We start from the raw sequence: 19,087 nt of genomic DNA on the forward strand, positions 1-19,087 counted from the left end.
ACAATTTCTTCAATTGAGTTTAAAATGTAAATTTGAAAGTATTTATTTTACAATCATTTAAAAATGAAAGAAGATGAAATTCCAATGAAAAAATAAAATAAAATGTTTAATAAATCAGTTTTGTAACAAATATATGTATATTAAAATTTTACCTCAAAAGATATTTGAAAAAATGCAGATATATAGAACTTGTAATGAAATATTTTATATGTTAAAATATATGAGCTGGAAATAACCGGCTTTTTTTAAATGCTGTTTATTGACTGAAAAAACAGTTCATGTTATACTAATCGAGTATGTATTGATTGAAGTTTGTAAAGATAATGAGGTGGAAAGAATGCGTGGAGGAATTACTCTCGAATGCACAGAAAGCAAGCGTCGTAACTATAGAACAACAAAGAACAAGAAGAATACAACAGAACGTTTGGAATTGATGAAATACTGCAAGTACTTGAATAAGCACACTCTTCATAGAGAAACAAAGTAATTTATTTTTCATATGAGATCGGGGTGTAAGCATGGCGAAGCGTAAAACGGTAATGGCGTCATCGGAAGAAAAAAGCGCTGCAATGACCGGATTTTTCCGTGGAACAAAAATGGAGATGAAAAAAGTCATTTGGCCTACAAAACAGCAAATGATTCAATATTTAATCGCTGTTATTGTTTCCGTTGTTCTTGTTTCTTTTTTGATTGTCGTTGTAGACTTCGCATTTATGGCTCTGTCCAAGTTTTTGGTAAGTAGTTTAGGATAAAGGAGAGCCGATATGTCAGGTACTGAAGACAAGAAAAATAAAACTGCGCAAGACGCTGAAGTAAGTGTAAATGCACCTACCGAAATCGGTAAACCTAAAGAAGGTACCGACAAGGATATCCGTTGGTATGTAATTCATACATACTCCGGATATGAAAATAAAGTCAAAGAAACTTTGACACGCAAGGTGCATTCCATGGGAATGGACGACACTATCTTACAAATTATGCTGCCTATGCATAATGAAGAAGAAGTGAAAGACGGGGAAAAACGAGTAGTTGCCCGTAAAGTGTTCCCCGGTTATCTTCTCATACAAATGGAAGTCAATGATCATAGTTGGTACGTTGTAAGAAATACTCCCGGTGTTACCGGATTTGTAGGAACTACAACGAAACCGATTCCGTTGTCTGATGAGGAAGCCGAAAGAATAATTGCAGGCGACAATAAAAAAGTGTCTGTTACAACCGAGGCAAAAGTCGGAGACAAAATCCGTATTACTCAAGGCCCGTTTGCAGAACACTCTGCTGTCGTTTTGGAAGTTTCCGATGATAAGAAGCTTGTAATAGCAGATATCAGTACATTCGGAAATACAACAAAGATAGAGTTGGAAGCAGGATTTTTTGAACTGCTTCGTTAATATACTCTGTAAGATTCAATTAAAGAATCTTTTTTGTGGGAGGGTTGTTACAGCCCGCAAACCACGTTCCTAAAAAGGAAAAGGAGGTGTAACACATGGCAAAGAAAGCAACAAAATTTGTTAAATTGCAGGTTCCTGCAGGAAAGGCGACCCCTGCACCGCCGGTAGGTCCGGCACTCGGTCAGGCCGGTGTCAACATTATGGCGTTCGTTAAAGACTTTAACGATCGTACGGCAAAACAGGCAGGTCTTATTATTCCTGTAGAAATTACTGTTTATGAAGACAGAAGCTTTACATTTATTTGTAAAACTCCTCCGGCATCAGTTCTTTTGAAGAAAGCAGCCGGAATTGAAACTGCATCGGGTGAACCGAATACCAAGAAGGTAGGTAAGGTAACCAAAGCTCAAGTTAAGGAAATCGCTGAAACAAAGATGCCTGACTTGAATGCAAACGATGTAGATGCAGCTATGCGTATCATTGAAGGTACAGCACGCAGCATGGGTATCGAAGTAGTAGAATAATTGACTGTGAGTGTAAGTATACTTACACATAGGAGGAAACAATGGCAAAACTGACAAAGAAGCAAAAAGCGGCAGCAGCCATCGTTGACAGTCATAAACTCTATGACCTCGATGAAGCTGTGGCATTGCTCAAAAAGACAGCTACCGCAAAGTTTGATGAAACGGTAGAAGTAGCTTTTAACTTGAATGTAAATACAAAACACGCAGACCAGCAGTTGCGCGGTGCGGTAGTTCTTCCGCACGGCACAGGCAAAACAAAGAAAGTTCTTGTTTTCGCAAAAGACAAGAAAGAAGAAGAAGCCAAAGCTGCAGGTGCTGACTACGTAGGCGGCAAAGACTACGCAGACAAAATTATGAAGGGTTGGTTCGACTTCGATGTAGTAGTTGCAACTCCGGACATGATGGCTGTAGTAGGACGTTTGGGACGTGTACTCGGACCAAAAGGTTTGATGCCTAACCCGAAAGTCGGAACCGTTACAATGGACATTACAAAAGCTGTCGGAGAAATTAAAGCCGGTAAAGTAGAATACCGTACCGACAAAGCCGGTAATGTACAAGTAGTTATCGGAAAAGCATCATTTGATGAAGTAAAATTGAAAGAAAATCTCCGTTCAATTTATGAAACGGTATTGAAATCTCGTCCTGCATCCGTAAAGGGTGTATATATTAAGAGCTTTACAATAAGCTCCACAATGGGACCCGGAATTCATTTGGATCTCAACACTGTGGCAGCACCGAAAGCTGAATAAAGTTATTTACACTTAGCTTAAGACCGGCGGTATTTATAATGGGTGAAAACCCGCCTCCCGAGGCTGAGTACTGAAAAAAGACAGTACACGACCTCGCAAGCTTTGTGAGGTCGTTTTAGCTAACGTGATAAATATAAAAAAGTGCAGAGGAGGTGTAAAATGAGTTATGAATTGAAGATTCATCCGGAAAAAGTGGCAATAGTAGATGAAATGAAAGAAAAATTATCCTCAGAAGGTGTAATTCTTATTTCATTCAACAAGCTTGACGTAAAAAGTGCAATGGCACTGCGTCGTAAGTTCTTTGAACACGGCGTTGAATACAAGGTTGTAAAGAATACTTTGACACGTATTGCGGCAAATAATTTAGGTATTACTGAACTCGATGATTTCTTACAGGGACCTAACGGTATTGCTTATTCAAAAGAAGACGGAGTAGCTCCGGCTGCAGCAATCAAGGAATTTTTGAAAGAAACAAAGAGTGAAGCAATAAAAATCAAAGCCGGAATTTTAGACGGAAAAGTAATTGGCGTTGAAGCCATTAAGGCTTTGGCAGACTTGCCTTCTCGCGAACAGATGCTTGGCATTCTCGCAGGTACGTTGGCAGCTCCTATCACAGGATTGGCACGTGCATTGAACGGCAACATTCAAAACTTGGCATATGCGCTTGAAGCTGTACGTAAACAGAAAGAAAGTGCTTAATTATTAATCTTAAATATCCATTGGAGGAAAAATAAATGACAAACGAAGAAATTCTTGAAGCGATTAGTAGCATGTCCGTGCTCGAACTTAGTGAATTGGTAAAAGCAATTGAAGAAAAATTCGGCGTATCCGCAGCAGCACCGGTAGCAGTAGCAGCAGCAGCAGCTCCGGCAGCAGGCGAAGCAGCTGAAGAAAAATCTGAATTTGATGTAATCCTCAAAGATGCAGGATCCCAGAAGATTCAGGTAATCAAGGTTGTTCGTGAAATTACAGGACTCGGCTTGAAAGATGCTAAGGGCCTTGTAGACGGCGCACCGAAGGAAGTTAAGACAGGCGTAGCTAAGGCAGAAGCTGAAGAAATGAAGAAGAAGTTCGAAGCTGTAGGCGCTACAGTTGAATTGAAATAATTTCAATTATAAGAAAAGACTCGTTGATAAAACGAGTCTTTTTTAATGTAAAATAAAAAAACGAAGACACAAAGGACTTCGTTTTATGTCTGAATTAAGCTTTCTGAGCTTTAATACGTGCGTTCAGACGGGATTTTTTACGAGCGGCATTATTCTTGTGAATGATACCCTTTCTTTCTGCACTGTCGATTACGCTGATTGCAGAACGTAAAGATTCAGTTTCTTGTTCAGTACCTGCAGCAGCGATTGCCTTTTTTACAGCAGTACGAATTTCGGACTTAACAGACGCATTTGCCGCAGTAATTTTAATATCTTTTCTTATACTCTTGATACTAGCCTTGATTTGTGCCATTATTTCACCTCCCGTCAGATGTATTCATACCTTGTTATTCTAACATGTTTCATCATCTATGGCAAGAAATGAATATAAATTGAAGTTTGAGTTTGAATATTTAAAAGAGCTTTTATATTATATAATTAAATGAACGGAGGGAATATGTACATAGGTGTAGATTTAGTGAAAATAAAACGTTGGGAAAAAATAATAGAAAAATATCCGGAAAGATTGAAAAAAATATTTACTACGGAAGAAATAGAGCATTGTGAAAAAAAAGGCCGAAAGAAAGCCGAATCGTATGCCGCCCTTTGGGGTGCAAGAGAAGCCGCAGGCAAAGCATTGGGAATAGGATTGCAAGGAGCAACTTGGCAAGATGCATACGTTACATGGACAAATTTGGGTGCACCGGTACTTCATTTAAAAGGAGAATTTAAAAGACGTGCGACACAAATGGGAATAAAAACAATGGCAATGTCCATTTCTCATGAAGATAATCTTTCAATAACCGTAGTTGTATTGGGGAGGTAAAAATGATACTGCTGACTTCAAGAGAAGCCGAAGAATTGGACTTCAAAGTGATGAACAAGTGGAAAATAAAAGAAGAAACACTTATGGAAACGGCAGGTTCCAAAGCGGTACAAATTATAGAAAGAAATATTAACTTGAAAAATAAATCTGCGGCAGTTTTGTGCGGTAGCGGAAATAACGGCGGAGACGGATACGTTGCGGCAAGATATTTAAAAAATCTTTGTGTGGATGTAGTCATACTTGAAAACGGACATATGGAAAAACAAGGACAAACATCAAAACATTACAGACAAATTGCCGAAGAAATGAATATACCCTTTGTATATATAAATAATGAAAAAGAACTGAAAGAACAGTTATTCAATAAAGATATACTCATAGATGCACTTATCGGAAGCGGACTGAAAAAAACACTCAACAATGAAAAAATAAAACTGATAGAAGTTATAAACGAATACAAAGGCACAGTAATATCTCTTGATATACCGAGCGGACTTTCGGGTACGGACGGACAAATGAAACCCGTTTGTGTAAATGCAGATTATACAATTGCAATGGGGACATTGAAACGCGGACATGTACTCTATCCCGGAGTAGAATATTGCGGAAAAACAATAGTTGCCGATATAGGATATCCGTATATCGAAACCGAAAAATATCCGGTAAAGATATTTACTGAAACCGAAGCTGAAAAAACTGTTCCCAAACGAAACAGAATAACGCATAAAGGTAAAAACGGACATATAGGAATATATGCCGGATCATATGGTATGGAAGGAGCATCACTGCTTGCCGCATCCGGAGCATTGTATGCCGGAGCAGGTAAAATATCACTGAATGTTACGGAAAAAGTTTCAAGAAGTGTCAAAGGTAAAATAAAAGAAGTAATGGTAACGGCACTTGAAGACGGTGAATATTTCACACAAAAATCAATTGAAGCCGCACTTGAAAAAGCAATGAATTATAAAACGATTGTACTCGGATGCGGAATAGGAAGAAATGAAGAAACGCAAAAATTTGTGAAAGAAATACTTACTCGATATGACGGAAAAATAATTGCAGATGCGGATGCACTCTATGCGATAGCCGATCAACATATAAATCTAAGCGAATGTAAGGCAAAACTTATACTTACACCCCATGTAGGAGAATTTTCAAAACTTACGGGAAAAGATAAAAAAGAAATAGAAAGAAACAGAATAGATGAAGCGATAAGATATGCAAAAGAAAATAAAGTTACTGTTGTACTTAAAGGATTTCCGACAGTAACAGCCGATGAAAACGGTAATGCATTTGTAAATACGACAGGAAATGCCGGAATGGCAAGCGGAGGCAGCGGAGATGTACTTTCGGGAATAATTGCGGTAATGAATGCACAAATTGAAAATACATTATATGATACAGCACTTGCAGTGTATATGCACGGTAAATCAGGAGATATATTGCTCAAAGAAAAGGGCATAGGATATACCGCAAGCGAACTTGCACAAACAGTGCCTTACGTAAGAAAAATGTCGGAAAATAAAAAATAATTTTTATTTCATATTTAAAAGAGTATAATGTACTTGAAATCTGATAAATAAGGAGGAAATATGAGTATAAGAGTAGGAATTTTAGGATACGGTAATCTCGGTAAAGGTGTTGAACTCGCATTGCGTGACAACTGGGACATGCAGCTTAAAGCGATATTTACAAGAAGAAATCCGGAAAATATAAAAATAAAGACGAAAAATGTACCCGTAGTAAACGTATCGGAAATAGAAAAATGGAAAGATAAAATAGATGTATTGATACTTTGCGGAGGCTCAGCAACCGATCTTCCGAAACAAACCGCCGAATACGTGAAATATTTCAATGTTATAGACAGCTTCGATACACATGCGCACATACCGCAGCATTTCAATCATGTAAACGAAGTTGCAAAAGAAAACGGACATACCGCAATTATTTCGGTAGGTTGGGATCCGGGACTTTTTTCACTGTCAAGACTTTATGGAAGATGTATACTTCCGGAAGGTAAGGACTATACATTTTGGGGAAAAGGAGTAAGCCAGGGACACTCCGATGCAATCAGAAGAATTAAAGGAGTAAAAGACGCAAAGCAATATACAATACCGGTAAAAGAAGCATTGGAAATTGCAAGAAGAGGAAGTCAGGAAGAACTTACAACAAGACAGAAACACACAAGAGAATGCTTTGTAGTTGCAGAAGAAGGCGCAGATCTTGCAAGAATAGAAAAAGAAATAAAAACGATGCCGAATTATTTTGATGAATATGATACAACCGTACATTTCATCAGCGAAGAAGAACTTATAAAAAATCACAGTGAATTACCGCACGGAGGATTTGTAATACGTACCGGACAAACAGGTGAAAGCGGAGAACACAAACAAGTTGTGGAATACAATGTAAAATTGGATTCAAATCCGGAATTTACCGCACAAGTTCTTGCGGCATACGCACGAGCATGCGTGAGAATGTATAAAGACAATGAATACGGATGTAAAACGGTATTCGATATACCGCCGGCATACCTCTCACAACTCGGCGGAGCGGAATTAAGAAAAACAATATTATAAAACAAAAAAACTTGCACAAAACGTGCAAGTTTTTTTATGAGAAAATATAATAAAAAAAGCCCGAAGGCTTTATCGGTAATGGCGGAGCGGGGGGGATTCGAACCCCCGCACGGGATAAACCGTCTAACGATTTAGCAAACCGTCCTCTTCAGCCACTTGAGTACCGCTCCATATAACTGACTTGTTTAGGATACACTATTTTTAAGGTAATTGTCAAGTTTTTTATAAAAAAACGTTAAAATAAAAATGTAGTTTAGACGATATAATCATGGTATAATCTATAAGGATTATAAAGGGGGATATGAAATGAAAAAAGCTGAAATCATACTTGCTATATGCGTACTTGCTACATGCACTACATTTAGCGTACATGCTTCAGTAGACCCTTTGAAATATGAAGAAGTACCTATAATACTTGACAAGAAAGATAACATTTATGAAGAAAACGGTAAAATGTTTATTGCTGATAAAGAAACACTGGCAGTAACGGACGTACAAAAAAATGCACTTGAAGTTGTAATTTGTATCGTAGAAATGAAATCCGGAAATATAGTAAAAGAAAATCCAGTAAAATTTTTATTGCCCACAAAAGGAACCGAATCCGTTCAAATAAAAAACAAATGGGTATCTATAGATGAAAAACAAGGGAAAAAATTCAAAAAGGTAATACCTATAATTCGTAAAGAACTCGGGTCTTCGGAAAGAAGAGAAATATTTCTTAAACAAATTGAATATATAATCAAACATAAAAAACATAACAAAAAAAATAAAGCAAAACGTAAACAAAACAAAAAATATGAAAATAAAATAGACATCACAGGTGTGAAAACACACGGACAAGTACTTACCGACAAAGAACTCGAATCCATGAAAGAAAAAGAAGCGAAGAAAAACGCCAAGTCGGATGATGTTGTAGTAACAATCACCGAAATACCCACAGTTGAAATAGTAAGTCATGATGATGTACAAGTAGAAATAACATCACATCCATAATTAAACAGAGGTGCAAAACAAAATGCCTAATAAATACTATGAACTTAATGTTGCAGGTTGTAAAAGAAAATTACCTATAATGCCTATATCGGAAGATACCGCCATAGCAGGATTTATAATATTGGGAGATACGGAAATTGTAGAAAAATCGGCAAGTGAACTTGCGAAAAGAATTCCGAAAGAAACCGAAATTTTGATGACTGCGGAAACAAAAGGAATACCGCTTGTTGCGGAAATGGCAAGAGTACTCGGAATGAAAAGATACATTGTCGCAAGAAAAAGTATAAAATTATACATGAGAAATCCTCTCGTGGTAGAAGATCAATCCATTACAACAAAAGGAAAGCAAATACTGTGCCTTATGGATACCGACGCCGAACTTTTGAAAGGTAAAAACGTATTACTTGTAGATGATGTCATTTCCACCGGAGGCTCGATGACTGCGATGAAGAAATTGGCATCTGCTGCCGGTGCAACCGTTGTAGGAGAAGCCGCAATACTTGCAGAAGGAGACTCGGTAAAAAGAAAAGATATTATATTCCTTGAAGAACTTCCTTTAATAAAATTGAAATAAAATAAAAGCTCTGTAATATATCGAATTTAAATTTATCTGTATATCACAGAGCTTTTTACATGCAACTTTTATTTAAATTATTTTTATCATGTACATAAATAATACCCTGCCTGAACAATGTCTGACAAACAGTAATACCTACGCAGCAATAAGGAGCGGTAACAAATTCGGACGGACTGTCGAATTTTCCGAGAAGCAGTCGATGAAAAGATTGGAAAAATTTAAAATGAAGTTGAAGATAGAAATAGAATAGTTTATTATATACTTTTAACCATTGGAACAATTGAACGGGAATAAAGTTATGCAATTTATTTCGGACATAAACTGTCAATAAAAAATATTTTTATCATAACAATTGAATTTTATAAATAAAGTATAATAATATCTGAAAATAAGAGGTGATGTAATGACTTTGCAGCAATTACGATACATAATTGCCATAGCTGAAGCAGGCTCCATAACTTCTGCTGCCGATAAACTTTTGGTTTCACAGCCCTCACTGTCAAAAGTTGTAAATCAAATAGAAGAAGAAATGGGAATAACTATTTTTAACAGAAACAACAGAGGAGTTTATTTATCTGAAGAAGGACTGAGTTTTTTATCATACTCCAGACAAGTAGTAGAGCAAGCGGATCTTTTGGAAAACAAGTACAAAAATAAAGAAAAACAAAGAAGAGTATTTTCTATAACAAGTCACCACTATGCGTTTGTAGTAAATGCTTTTGTGGCATTGGTTAAAGAATACGGTGAAAACAAGTATGAATTTTCTTTAAGAGAAACTTTGACAAACAATATAATAGAAGACGTGAGAACATCACGATCCGAAATAGGCGTACTGTTTTTATCGGACTTCAACAGAAAAGTCATACTCAAGATGCTTGAAGATGCGGATTTGAAATTTACAAAATTATTTGCCGTCAAACCGCATATATTTGTATCGAGGAAAAATCCTTTGGCGAAAGAAAAAATAGTAAAACTGTCCGATTTGAAAAATTTCCCCAGACTTTTATACGATCAGGGAATAAAAAACTCTTTTTATTTTGCGGAAGAACCCCAACCTATAATAAATTCAAATAAAAATATTATAGTAACGGACAGAGCGACAATTTTCAATCTTATGATAGGTTTGAACGGATATACAATTGCTTCCGGAGTATTATCCTCAGATCTGAACGGAACCGAAATAGTTGCGATACCTTTGCAAACCGATGAAATAATGGAAATCGGATATATAAAAAATATAGACAGACCGCTTTCAAAAATATGTATTTCATATATAAATCATTTGAAAAAATACATTAAATTTTATAGACATAACCAAAAGTTATCGTAAGTGAGAGAAAATAAGTATTAACACATATAAGCTGTAACTTGATAAACTATAGCACAAGTTACAGCTTATTTTATTGTTATTTGAAAATCTGAGGAGACATATGAAAACATCAATTATAGGATTTCCCAGAGTGGGAAGTTTGAGAGAACTTAAATTCGCAACGGAAAAATATTTCAAAAAAGAAATATCAAGCGAAGAATTGGAAAGAACGGCAAAAGAATTAAGATTGCAAAATTTGAAAATCGAAAAAGAATCTGGATTGGACTTTATACCGTCAAACGATTTTTCTTTTTACGATCTTACATTGGATGCTGCGGCATTACTTAATATAATTCCGCAAAGATATAAAGATTTAAATCTTTCGAATCTTGATACATATTTTGCGATGGCAAGAGGATATCAAGGTGAGCATGGTGACGTAAAAGCATTGGCGATGAAGAAGTGGTTCAATACAAACTATCACTACATGGTTCCTGAAATTTATGACAACACGGAAGTGAAACTTGTCGGCACTAAAGTTTTCGATGAATATCAAGAAGCGAAAACTGCCGGAATAAATACAAAACCGGTTTTAATCGGACCGTATACACTTTTGAAAAAAATAAGATATACGGGAAAGAAAAACGCAAGTGACTTTATAAAAGATTTTATCGAAGCATACTCGGAAATAATTGCGAAGTTGAATAAACTCGGTGCAAAATGGATACAAATAGATGAACCGGAAATCGTATACGATTTAGATGAAAGCGAAATAAAATTATTTGAAAATTTATATGTAGAAATTTTGAAATCTAAAAAGAATACAAAAATTTTACTTCAAACTTATTTCGGAGATGTTCGTGATATTTATAATAAACTTATCGAACTTGATTTTGACGGAATAGGTTTGGACTTTATCGAAGGAATAAAGACAAGGGAATTAATAGAAAAGAACGGATTTAAAGAAGGAAAAATTCTTTTTGCCGGACTTGTCAACGGAAAATATATTTGGCGCAACAATTACAAAAAAACATTGGAAGTACTGAATTTCTTAAAAGAAAATAATATAGAATTCGTATTGAATACATCATCTTCACTCTTGCATGTTCCGTACACATTGAAACATGAAGATAAATTAAAAGATGAATACAAAGAACATTTTGCATTTGCCGAAGAAAAATTGAACGAACTTGAAGAATTGAAAAACTTGGTAGGCAAAGATTACGAAAAAGAAGAAAGCTTTATTGAAAATCAGAAGTTATTTGCATCGGAAAGACCGGATGCATACAGGAAAGAAGTTAAAGACAGAGTTGCAAATATCAAAGAAAAAGACTATATTCGTACTCCGGAATTTGCCGTAAGAGAAAAAGTGCAAAGAGCGAGATTCAAACTTCCGCTTTTTCCGACAACGACAATAGGTTCATTCCCTCAAACAAAAGAAGTAAGACAAAACAGAAGAGATTTCAGAAAAGGTCTTATTTCACAAGAAAAATATATTGCATTCAACAGAGAAAAAATTAAAGAATGCATCGAAGAACAGGAAAAAATCGGGCTTGACGTTTTAGTTCACGGTGAATTTGAAAGAAATGACATGGTCGAATATTTCGGTCAAAGATTGAAAGGCTTTGTATTTACAAATAATGCATGGGTTCAGTCATACGGAACAAGATGTGTAAAGCCGCCGATTGTGTGGGGAGATGTAAAAAGAGAACAGGCAATAACCGTTCCGTGGTCAAAATATGCCAACTCATTAACCGAAAAAGAAGTAAAAGGTATGCTTACCGGTCCGGTAACGATACTCAATTGGTCATTTCCGAGAGAAGACATAACAGTTAAAGAACAAACTTTACAAATTGCACTTGCCATTCGAGATGAAGTACTCGATTTGGAAGCAAACGGAATAAATATTATACAAGTAGATGAAGCGGCTTTGAGAGAAAAATTACCTCTCAGAAAATCCGACTGGTTCTGTGAATATCTGGATTGGGCAATTCCGGCATTCAGACTTGTACATTCCGGAGTAAAAGAAGAAACTCAAATTCATACACATATGTGTTACAGTGAATTTACCGACATTATAAAAGCCATAGACGATATGGATGCGGACGTAATTTCATTTGAAGCATCAAGATCCGACTTGAAAATATTGGATTCTTTAAAAGAAAACAATTTCAAAACGGAAGTTGGTCCGGGAGTATACGATATACATTCACCGAGAATTCCTTCTGAAGAAGAAATAAAAACACAAATAAGAAGAATACTGAAAAAAGTAAAAAAAGAAAAATTATGGATAAATCCTGATTGCGGACTGAAAACAAGGGGAGAAAAAGAAGTAAGAGAAAGCTTGATAAATGTAGTCAAGGCAGTAAAGGAAATCAGAGATGAGTTTAAGGGAAATATTTAATAGAAAGCAAGTATTTTCTTATGAAGTATTTCCTCCCAGGAAAAATGCCGGAATAGATTCAGTCTGCGAAACGATAAAAGAATTAAAAAAATTAAATCCGGATTTTATAAGTGTGACATATGGAGCGATAGGAGCGAGAAACAATACCGATACATTTAAAATTGCATCTCTTATTAAATCCTACGGAATAGAATCGATAACGCACCTTCCCTGTTTGGAACTGAAAAAAGAAGAAGTACTCCTGAAACTGGAAGAACTTCGAAAACTCGGAATAAATAATATTTTGGCGCTAAGAGGTGACAAACCGGAAGACGGATATCGAAAGGGAGATTTCAAGTATGCTTCGGACTTGATAACATTTATAAAAGAACATGGTGATTTCAATATAATTGCCGCATGTTATCCGGAAAAACACTCCGACTCCAAAAATATAGTTGAAGATGTAAAGAGTTTAAAAATAAAAGTAGATGCCGGAGCAAATCAACTTATAACACAGTTATTTCTCGACAACGATTACTTCTACGCATTCAAAGAAAGATGTGAGCTTGCAGATATAAACGTACCTATTGAAGCGGGAATAATGCCGGTAGTAAATAAAAGACAAATCGAAAAAATGACGAGTTTTTGTAAAGTTGAAACCCCGAAAAAATTTCTTAAAATGATGAATCGGTACGAACACAATAAAATAGCGATGAGAGATGCCGGTATAGCTTATGCAATAGACCAAATAGTAGATCTCATAACACAAGGAGTGGACGGAATTCATCTTTATACAATGAATAATCCGTATGTAGCAAAAAGAATTCATGAAGCAATCAACAATTTATTGCTTGATAAAACTGAATTTTTGAAAGAAGCATAAGCAAAAAAAGGAGATAGTGAAAAAACTGTCTCCTTTTATCGTTATAGAAATCAACGTTTCGAAAGAATTATGTTTTTTTAAAAATACTTTTGAAATCTCCGATGTAAAGTCGGATAATAAAATTTTTGCGGTGGAATTTATTGAAACTTTTGAAAATTACGATAATTTTTTGTATGTAAAATGTTATAGTTTTTACATGTATGATTAACAGTTAAAATAATAAATGATAATAACTCATGAGTTTTATAGAAAACAGTATTTATAAAAGTGCTTTCAATACGCTCTATTTGTGATTTTTTGCAAATGTTTATATAATAAGAGTATACTTATTAATTGTTGAGAATGAGGAGTGGAGGCATGTATATGAAAGGCTTTGCAATGAAAAAAATCGGAGAAGTAGGTTGGGTAGAAAAAGCTCGTCCTGTTTGCGGACCTATGGATGCAATTTGTAAACCGTTGGCCATAGCTATATGTACATCGGATGTACATACTGTATGGGAAGGTGCCGTAGGTGAAAGAACGGATATGATTTTGGGACATGAATGTTGTGCCGAAGTTGTAGAAGTGGGTGAACTTGTTAAAGATTTCAAAGCCGGAGATCGTGTTTTGGTTCCGGCAATTACTCCGGAATGGAATTCCCTTGAAGCTCAGGCCGGTTATGCAATGCACTCGGGTGGAATGCTTGCAGGTTGGAAATTTTCAAATATAAAAGACGGAGTATTTTCTGAATTTTTTCATGTAAATGATGCTGATGGAAATTTGGCAAAGCTTCCTAAAGAAATAAATGTCGTAGATGCTTGTATGTTGTCTGATATGGTTCCTACAGGTTTCCACGGTGTTGAACTCGCCGATGTAAAATTCGGTGACGTAGTTCTTGTAATAGGAATAGGACCGGTAGGCTTGATGTCGGTTGCCGGTGCAAGACTGAGAGGGGCTTCACGTATTATTGCCGTAGGCAGTCGTCCGGTATGTGTGGAAGTTGCAAAGAAATACGGAGCCGACGATATTGTCAATTATAAAAACGGTTCAATAGAAGAACAGGTAATGAAACTTACTTCAGGTAAAGGCGTTGATTGCGTAATTATTGCCGGAGGTACAGTTGACACATTTGCTTCTGCCGTAAGAGTTGTAAAACCGGGCGGACATATAGGTTCCGTAAATTACTTGGGTGAAGGAGATTATGTAAAGATACCGAGAATTGAATGGGGTGTAGGTATGGGACATAAATCCATCAACGGAGGACTGATGCCCGGAGGACGTTTGCGTATGGAAAAACTCGGTGCTCTTGTTTCCAGCGGAAAGCTTGATGTAAGTTTGCTTGCGACACATGTATTCCACGGGTGGCAAGAAGTTCCGAAAGCCGTTCAAATTATGAAAGACAAACCGAAAGATTTGATTAAACCGGTTGTTGTTTTTGAAGAATAGAATTATTGAATTGCATATCGTTTTGCACTTCATTTATCGAATGATGAAAAACACCATGAATTTTGCGTAATAAGCAGATTCACGGTGTTTTTGTTTTATAAGGCATTTTTCAAGTAAAAAGCGGAGTAAGGATATTTCCCTACTCCGACATTTATTATATTTTATATGTGATTGTTATTTATTTAATTTATTTTTTATCGTGAAACGGTAACCTATATAAATAATAGCCAACCAAATCGGTGCCAAACAAACTGCAATACGGAATTCCGGCATTGAAATCATAACAAATATAACCAGTGAGAAATAACCTAAAGTAAGGATATTTGCATAAGGATAGAAAATTGTTTTGTAAGATAAATTTTTCACGCCTTCAGCACCCAAAAATTTACGAAACTTGAAATGCGTTAAAATTATTAAAATCCAACTTGTAATAACGGCAACCGTAACGATACTCATTATATAAGTAAAAGCTTCGTGCGGAAGAATGTAACAAAGGAAAACAACCAAACTTACGAAAAACGAACTGAAAATAACACCCTTCCACGGAACACCGTGTTTTGAAGTTGCAGCAAGAAACTTGGGAGCATTACCGTGCAAAGCCATACTGTGAAGCATACGTGCATTTGCAAACAAACAACTGTTATAAGCGGATAAAGCTGCAATAATTACGACAATATTCAATAAATCCGAAGCTATGGAAATACCTAATTTTGAAAAAATTTCCACAAAAGGACTTCCGTTTACTCCGACCTCATTCCAAGGATACAAAGTAACAAGAACGAGAACCGCACCGATGTAAAAAATCAAAATACGACCGAGAGTCATATTTACCGATTTCGGTATAGTTTTTTCGGGATTTTGAGCTTCACCGGCAGCAACACCTATAAGCTCGGTACCTCCGAAAGAGAAAGTTACAACCACAAGCGATTGAATCAAACCTTTCCAACCGGTAGCGAAAAATCCGCCATACTGCCATAAATTATGTAAACCGATAGGTGTAGACGATTCAGTACCTATTCCGGTTACAATCATAAATAAACCGAAAATTATCATCAAAGCAAGAGCGGAAACTTTTATAAACGATCCCCAAAACTCAAGTTCTCCGAAAACTTTTACACTGAGTAAATTTACAATATTGACAATCAAAAACATTGTCAATGTGGAAATCCACGAAGGTATATCCGGAAACCAATGATGGACATACAATCCGATAACGGAGAGTTCCGCCATAGAAACCGCAACATACAAAAACCAATAATTCCAACCGGCTATAAAACCGGCAAGCGGACTCCAATACAATTGAGCATAATCCGGAAATGAACCCGACACAGGACGATAGACAGACATTTCTCCCAAAGCTCTTATTACAAAGTAAATAAAAATACCGCCTATGGCATAAGCCAATGAAACCGCAGGGCCTGCCAATTGAATCGTTGAAGAAGCACCGTAAAACAAACCGGTACCGATTGCACAACCTAGAGCAATCATCTCAACATGACGACTTTTTAAATTTCGTTGTAAATTTTGCTTTTGTTCCATACTACCATCCTACCATCCTGTTATAATAAGATAAAACATAAAAAAATATAAAAATATTATACCACTTTTAAAAACAATGTGAAAAGCATAAAAGTGAAAATGAAATATGATATAATATTGAAAAAAGTACAAAACGGAGGAAATTCATGAAACATCAGGAAATGATTGTAATTGTCGATTTCGGAGGTCAATACGCACAACTCATTGCAAGAAGAGTGCGTGAATGCGGAGTATACTGTGAAATACTTCCTTATACAAAAACGGCTGAAGAAATACTCGAATCCGCTCCCAAAGGAATTATTTTATCCGGAGGACCTTCAAGCGTAAATCAAGAAAATGCACCGAAAATTGATGAAAAAATATTCCATTCAGGAATACCGGTATTCGGTATTTGTTACGGAATGCAGCTCATGGCGCAAACATTGGGAGGAAAAGTAAAGAAACCGGAAAAAAGAGAATACGGACATACCGACTTCTACAGAGACGGAAGTTGTCCGCTTTTTGAAGGCGTATCAAAGAAAACCGCAGTATGGATGAGTCATGGCGACTCCGTATCTGAAATGCCGGCAGGATTCGGACTTTCCGGACATACGGACTTGACACCTACGGCGGCAATGTCAGACGAAGCAAGAAGACTGTACGGAGTTCAATTTCATCCTGAAGTAGTGCATACACCCGAAGGAATGAAAATGCTCGAACAATTCCTCTTCCACATTTGCGAATGCAAAGGCGGATGGTCCATGGGCAACTACATAGATATAGCAGTAAAAGAAATAAGAGAAAAAGTAGGAAAAAATAAAGTCATCTGCGCACTTTCGGGCGGAGTGGACTCATCGGTAGCGGCAGTACTCGTACATCGTGCAATTGGAGAACAACTTACATGCGTGTTTGTAGATCACGGATTTATGCGACTGGGAGAAGCAAAGCAAGTAGTAGAAACATTTAAAAACAAATTTAATATGAAACTCGTTCATATTGATGCATCAAAGCACTTTATGGAACTTTTGGAAGGAGTTACTGAACCGGAGAAGAAACGTAAAATCATCGGCGCTGAATTTATAAATACATTCCAAAGAGAAGCGGACAAAATAAAAGATGTAAAGTTTTTGGTACAAGGGACACTCTATCCTGACGTAGTTGAAAGCGGAACCGCAACTGCAGCGACAATAAAGAGTCACCACAATGTAGGCGGACTTCCGAAAGACATGAAATTCAAACTTATCGAACCGCTTCGTGAACTCTTTAAAGACGAAGTAAGAGAACTCGGAAGACAACTCGGTATGCCGGAAGAAATTGTCAACAGACAACCGTTCCCGGGCCCGGGACTTGCAATAAGAATTGTAGGAGACATAACCGAAGAAAGACTTGAAATATTAAGAAAAGCGGATTACATCGTTAGAGATATAATCAAGAAAAGAGGACTTGAAAAAGAAATTTGGCAATCCTTCGCAGTCCTTCCCGCTGCAATACGAAGTGTAGGAGTACAAGGCGATGAAAGAACATACGACTACACTGTAGGAATCAGAGCGGTAACAAGCTCGGACGGAATGACAGCCGACTACTATCGGTTCTCATGGGACGTTTTAGACGAAATGAGCAGAAGAATTTGCAATGAAGTCAAAGGTGTAAACAGAATAGTCTACGACATCACCTCAAAACCGCCGTCCACAATCGAATGGGAGTAGTAGATAAATTTTCTAAAATAGCTTAATACAAGCTATAAAGAAAATGAAAAATGGCTACTGGTACTCAAATGGTACTGGAAGTAAAAAATAATTGAAATAATAGTTCCAAGTGGTTTATATTTGGACAAAAAATTAGATCATAACTTAAGTGTTATGGTCTTTTTTATTTGATAGGTTGTACAATTAAAATTGACATTTAGTATAAAATAAATTTAAAAAATCAACTAAAAATATATTTAATTGATTAAGAAAAAGAAATTTATATTGTAGACCTAGAACCATTTAGAAACCTACAATGGCTACTTTCAAATGCAACAAATAATATAAACCAGATCGCAAAAGCTATTAATACGACTGGTGTTATTTACAAGAAAGATATTGATTATATGAGAGAAAAAATAGAAAAATTGGCAAAAGAAATATGGCAGCTCCATTCCCTTCTTCTTAATAAATCCAAAGAAAGTTCCGGTGATTAGTATGGCAATTATAAAGATACATCCGATAAAATCAACTCTAAATTTGGCAATAGATTACATTGCTAAGATTGAAAGAATCTTAGTATCTTCATTCAAATGTCATCCATCTACTGCTCATATTCAGTTTATGAAAACACGAGAAGACAATGATACTAAAGGTACAGTTTTGGCTAGACATTTAATCCAATCTTTTCTACCAGGAGAGGTTGATCCTATAAAAGCTCACGAAATTGGAATGGAATTATGTAAGAAAATTTTAAAAGAAGATTATGAATTTGTTCTTGCAACTCATATAGATAGAGGGCATATCCATAACAATATTATTTTCAATAATGTTAATTACAAGACTGGTAAATGCTACCAATCTAACAAAATAACCTACCATAAAATCAGGTATCAAAGCGACGAATTATGTAAAGAAAATAAGCTTTCAGTCATTGATGAATATTATGAAGCTTACAAAAGAAAATATAAAACTGCTGGTAAATCTTGGTACGAATATGAGCAAAACAAGAAAGGAAATTCTTGGAAATCTAAACTACAATTTGATATAGATAGAATGATTAATAAGTCTAAATCGTGGGAAGAGTTTTTAGAAAATATGAAGTC

Annotated in this window: 21 protein-coding genes and 1 tRNA gene; 19 read left to right on the top strand and 3 right to left on the bottom strand. The window is 36.0% G+C overall.

Going from position 1 to position 19,087, the window contains the following annotated elements:
* The first annotated feature begins 337 nt into the window (after window positions 1-337).
* From rpmG to rplL, 7 genes are all read left to right on the top strand, one after another.
* Window positions 338-487 carry a 50S ribosomal protein L33 gene (rpmG, locus tag HMPREF9083_RS04750; RefSeq protein WP_007554713.1) on the top strand — a complete coding sequence of 50 codons (150 nt, stop codon included), beginning with the start codon at window positions 338-340 and terminating at the stop codon, window positions 485-487.
* Between the two features lie 31 nt (window positions 488-518).
* The gene (secE, locus tag HMPREF9083_RS04755) at window positions 519-752 is read left to right on the top strand and encodes a preprotein translocase subunit SecE (RefSeq protein WP_007556265.1); all 234 of its coding nucleotides are present in this window, start codon (window positions 519-521) and stop codon (window positions 750-752) included.
* Between the two features lie 12 nt (window positions 753-764).
* Window positions 765-1,388: a transcription termination/antitermination protein NusG gene (gene nusG, locus HMPREF9083_RS04760; protein ID WP_007556266.1), complete on the top strand. Its 624-nt coding sequence runs from the start codon at window positions 765-767 to the stop codon at window positions 1,386-1,388.
* 95 nt (window positions 1,389-1,483) lie between these two features.
* Window positions 1,484-1,909, top strand: a complete 426-nt coding sequence (gene rplK, locus HMPREF9083_RS04765) for a 50S ribosomal protein L11 (RefSeq protein ID WP_007554723.1) — start codon at window positions 1,484-1,486, stop codon at window positions 1,907-1,909.
* 41 nt (window positions 1,910-1,950) lie between these two features.
* Complete coding sequence (gene rplA, locus HMPREF9083_RS04770; protein WP_007554722.1) at window positions 1,951-2,658, top strand: 50S ribosomal protein L1; 708 nt, start codon at window positions 1,951-1,953, stop codon at window positions 2,656-2,658.
* Between the two features lie 159 nt (window positions 2,659-2,817).
* The gene (rplJ, locus tag HMPREF9083_RS04775; RefSeq protein WP_007556267.1) at window positions 2,818-3,357 is read left to right on the top strand and encodes a 50S ribosomal protein L10; all 540 of its coding nucleotides are present in this window, start codon (window positions 2,818-2,820) and stop codon (window positions 3,355-3,357) included.
* Window positions 3,358-3,392: 35 nt separating this feature from the next.
* Window positions 3,393-3,764: a 50S ribosomal protein L7/L12 gene (gene rplL, locus HMPREF9083_RS04780; RefSeq protein ID WP_007554715.1), complete on the top strand. Its 372-nt coding sequence runs from the start codon at window positions 3,393-3,395 to the stop codon at window positions 3,762-3,764.
* A 94-nt stretch (window positions 3,765-3,858) separates the two neighbouring features.
* Here the strand turns inward: rplL and rpsT are convergent, their stop codons facing one another.
* Window positions 3,859-4,116, bottom strand: coding sequence for a 30S ribosomal protein S20 (gene rpsT / locus HMPREF9083_RS04785; protein WP_007556268.1), 258 nt, complete (start codon window positions 4,114-4,116; stop codon window positions 3,859-3,861).
* 144 nt (window positions 4,117-4,260) lie between these two features.
* On the opposite strand from rpsT, the gene acpS reads away from it, so the two are divergent.
* From acpS to HMPREF9083_RS04800, 3 genes are read left to right on the top strand one after another with little or no spacing between them, the layout of a single operon-like run.
* On the top strand, window positions 4,261-4,629 hold the full coding sequence (acpS, locus tag HMPREF9083_RS04790; protein WP_007554716.1) for a holo-ACP synthase: 369 nt from the start codon (window positions 4,261-4,263) through the stop codon (window positions 4,627-4,629).
* Between the two features lie 2 nt (window positions 4,630-4,631).
* On the top strand, window positions 4,632-6,161 hold the full coding sequence (locus HMPREF9083_RS04795) for a bifunctional ADP-dependent NAD(P)H-hydrate dehydratase/NAD(P)H-hydrate epimerase (RefSeq protein ID WP_007556270.1): 1,530 nt from the start codon (window positions 4,632-4,634) through the stop codon (window positions 6,159-6,161).
* A gap of 60 nt (window positions 6,162-6,221) precedes the next feature.
* Entirely contained in the window at window positions 6,222-7,208 is a 987-nt protein-coding gene (locus tag HMPREF9083_RS04800; RefSeq protein ID WP_007556271.1) for a diaminopimelate dehydrogenase, read from the top strand.
* 79 nt (window positions 7,209-7,287) lie between these two features.
* Here HMPREF9083_RS04800 and HMPREF9083_RS04805 read toward each other — a convergent pair.
* Window positions 7,288-7,378 (bottom strand) — tRNA-Ser (locus HMPREF9083_RS04805).
* A gap of 136 nt (window positions 7,379-7,514) precedes the next feature.
* Here HMPREF9083_RS04805 and HMPREF9083_RS04810 point away from each other — a divergent pair.
* From HMPREF9083_RS04810 to HMPREF9083_RS04840, 6 genes are all read left to right on the top strand, one after another.
* Window positions 7,515-8,201, top strand: coding sequence for a hypothetical protein (locus HMPREF9083_RS04810; protein WP_007556273.1), 687 nt, complete (start codon window positions 7,515-7,517; stop codon window positions 8,199-8,201).
* A gap of 22 nt (window positions 8,202-8,223) precedes the next feature.
* A complete protein-coding gene (locus HMPREF9083_RS04815; protein ID WP_007556274.1) occupies window positions 8,224-8,775 on the top strand; it encodes a phosphoribosyltransferase family protein in 552 nt (183 codons plus the stop codon).
* A 406-nt stretch (window positions 8,776-9,181) separates the two neighbouring features.
* Window positions 9,182-10,108: a LysR family transcriptional regulator gene (locus tag HMPREF9083_RS04820; RefSeq protein WP_007556276.1), complete on the top strand. Its 927-nt coding sequence runs from the start codon at window positions 9,182-9,184 to the stop codon at window positions 10,106-10,108.
* A 100-nt stretch (window positions 10,109-10,208) separates the two neighbouring features.
* Window positions 10,209-12,491, top strand: a complete 2,283-nt coding sequence (gene metE, locus HMPREF9083_RS04825) for a 5-methyltetrahydropteroyltriglutamate--homocysteine S-methyltransferase (RefSeq protein ID WP_007556277.1) — start codon at window positions 10,209-10,211, stop codon at window positions 12,489-12,491.
* Window positions 12,469-13,353, top strand: coding sequence for a methylenetetrahydrofolate reductase [NAD(P)H] (gene metF / locus HMPREF9083_RS04830; protein WP_007556278.1), 885 nt, complete (start codon window positions 12,469-12,471; stop codon window positions 13,351-13,353). The genes metE and metF overlap by 23 nt, the downstream gene beginning before the upstream one ends.
* 363 nt (window positions 13,354-13,716) lie before the next feature.
* Window positions 13,717-14,778 carry an NAD(P)-dependent alcohol dehydrogenase gene (locus HMPREF9083_RS04840; RefSeq protein ID WP_035062700.1) on the top strand — a complete coding sequence of 354 codons (1,062 nt, stop codon included), beginning with the start codon at window positions 13,717-13,719 and terminating at the stop codon, window positions 14,776-14,778.
* A gap of 174 nt (window positions 14,779-14,952) precedes the next feature.
* Here HMPREF9083_RS04840 and HMPREF9083_RS04845 read toward each other — a convergent pair whose 3' ends face one another.
* Window positions 14,953-16,317: an amino acid permease gene (locus tag HMPREF9083_RS04845; RefSeq protein ID WP_007556281.1), complete on the bottom strand. Its 1,365-nt coding sequence runs from the start codon at window positions 16,315-16,317 to the stop codon at window positions 14,953-14,955.
* Window positions 16,318-16,463: 146 nt separating this feature from the next.
* Between HMPREF9083_RS04845 and guaA the strand changes: the two genes are divergently transcribed.
* The 3 genes from guaA to HMPREF9083_RS04860 form a co-directional block, all read left to right on the top strand.
* Window positions 16,464-18,002: a glutamine-hydrolyzing GMP synthase gene (gene guaA / locus HMPREF9083_RS04850; RefSeq protein ID WP_007556282.1), complete on the top strand. Its 1,539-nt coding sequence runs from the start codon at window positions 16,464-16,466 to the stop codon at window positions 18,000-18,002.
* A 257-nt stretch (window positions 18,003-18,259) separates the two neighbouring features.
* Entirely contained in the window at window positions 18,260-18,478 is a 219-nt protein-coding gene (gene mobC / locus HMPREF9083_RS04855; protein ID WP_050784964.1) for a plasmid mobilization relaxosome protein MobC, read from the top strand.
* A gap of 1 nt (window position 18,479) precedes the next feature.
* Window positions 18,480-19,087 (top strand): relaxase/mobilization nuclease domain-containing protein (locus HMPREF9083_RS04860; protein WP_007556283.1); only part of this gene is annotated, 608 nt, incomplete at its 3' end.

It is taken from the genome of Dialister micraerophilus DSM 19965 (assembly GCF_000194985.1).
GTDB classification, from domain to species: Bacteria; Bacillota; Negativicutes; order Veillonellales; family Dialisteraceae; genus Dialister; species Dialister micraerophilus.

What these genes read in the sequence shown, in the direction of transcription:
- rpmG (WP_007554713.1), top strand. Translation starts at nt 338, where the DNA reads ATGCGTGGAGGAATTACTCTCGAATGCACAGAAAGCAAGCGTCGTAAC.
- secE (WP_007556265.1), top strand. Translation starts at nt 519, where the DNA reads ATGGCGAAGCGTAAAACGGTAATGGCGTCATCGGAAGAAAAAAGCGCT.
- acpS (WP_007554716.1), top strand. Translation starts at nt 4,261, where the DNA reads ATGTACATAGGTGTAGATTTAGTGAAAATAAAACGTTGGGAAAAAATA.
- HMPREF9083_RS04820 (WP_007556276.1), top strand. Translation starts at nt 9,182, where the DNA reads ATGACTTTGCAGCAATTACGATACATAATTGCCATAGCTGAAGCAGGC.
- HMPREF9083_RS04840 (WP_035062700.1), top strand. Translation starts at nt 13,717, where the DNA reads ATGAAAGGCTTTGCAATGAAAAAAATCGGAGAAGTAGGTTGGGTAGAA.
- rplK (WP_007554723.1), top strand. Translation starts at nt 1,484, where the DNA reads ATGGCAAAGAAAGCAACAAAATTTGTTAAATTGCAGGTTCCTGCAGGA.
- HMPREF9083_RS04815 (WP_007556274.1), top strand. Translation starts at nt 8,224, where the DNA reads ATGCCTAATAAATACTATGAACTTAATGTTGCAGGTTGTAAAAGAAAA.
- rplL (WP_007554715.1), top strand. Translation starts at nt 3,393, where the DNA reads ATGACAAACGAAGAAATTCTTGAAGCGATTAGTAGCATGTCCGTGCTC.
- rplA (WP_007554722.1), top strand. Translation starts at nt 1,951, where the DNA reads ATGGCAAAACTGACAAAGAAGCAAAAAGCGGCAGCAGCCATCGTTGAC.
- metF (WP_007556278.1), top strand. Translation starts at nt 12,469, where the DNA reads ATGAGTTTAAGGGAAATATTTAATAGAAAGCAAGTATTTTCTTATGAA.
- HMPREF9083_RS04810 (WP_007556273.1), top strand. Translation starts at nt 7,515, where the DNA reads ATGAAAAAAGCTGAAATCATACTTGCTATATGCGTACTTGCTACATGC.
- HMPREF9083_RS04845 (WP_007556281.1), bottom strand. Translation starts at nt 16,317, where the DNA reads ATGGAACAAAAGCAAAATTTACAACGAAATTTAAAAAGTCGTCATGTT.
- metE (WP_007556277.1), top strand. Translation starts at nt 10,209, where the DNA reads ATGAAAACATCAATTATAGGATTTCCCAGAGTGGGAAGTTTGAGAGAA.
- guaA (WP_007556282.1), top strand. Translation starts at nt 16,464, where the DNA reads ATGAAACATCAGGAAATGATTGTAATTGTCGATTTCGGAGGTCAATAC.
- HMPREF9083_RS04795 (WP_007556270.1), top strand. Translation starts at nt 4,632, where the DNA reads ATGATACTGCTGACTTCAAGAGAAGCCGAAGAATTGGACTTCAAAGTG.
- nusG (WP_007556266.1), top strand. Translation starts at nt 765, where the DNA reads ATGTCAGGTACTGAAGACAAGAAAAATAAAACTGCGCAAGACGCTGAA.
- HMPREF9083_RS04800 (WP_007556271.1), top strand. Translation starts at nt 6,222, where the DNA reads ATGAGTATAAGAGTAGGAATTTTAGGATACGGTAATCTCGGTAAAGGT.
- rpsT (WP_007556268.1), bottom strand. Translation starts at nt 4,116, where the DNA reads ATGGCACAAATCAAGGCTAGTATCAAGAGTATAAGAAAAGATATTAAA.
- rplJ (WP_007556267.1), top strand. Translation starts at nt 2,818, where the DNA reads ATGAGTTATGAATTGAAGATTCATCCGGAAAAAGTGGCAATAGTAGAT.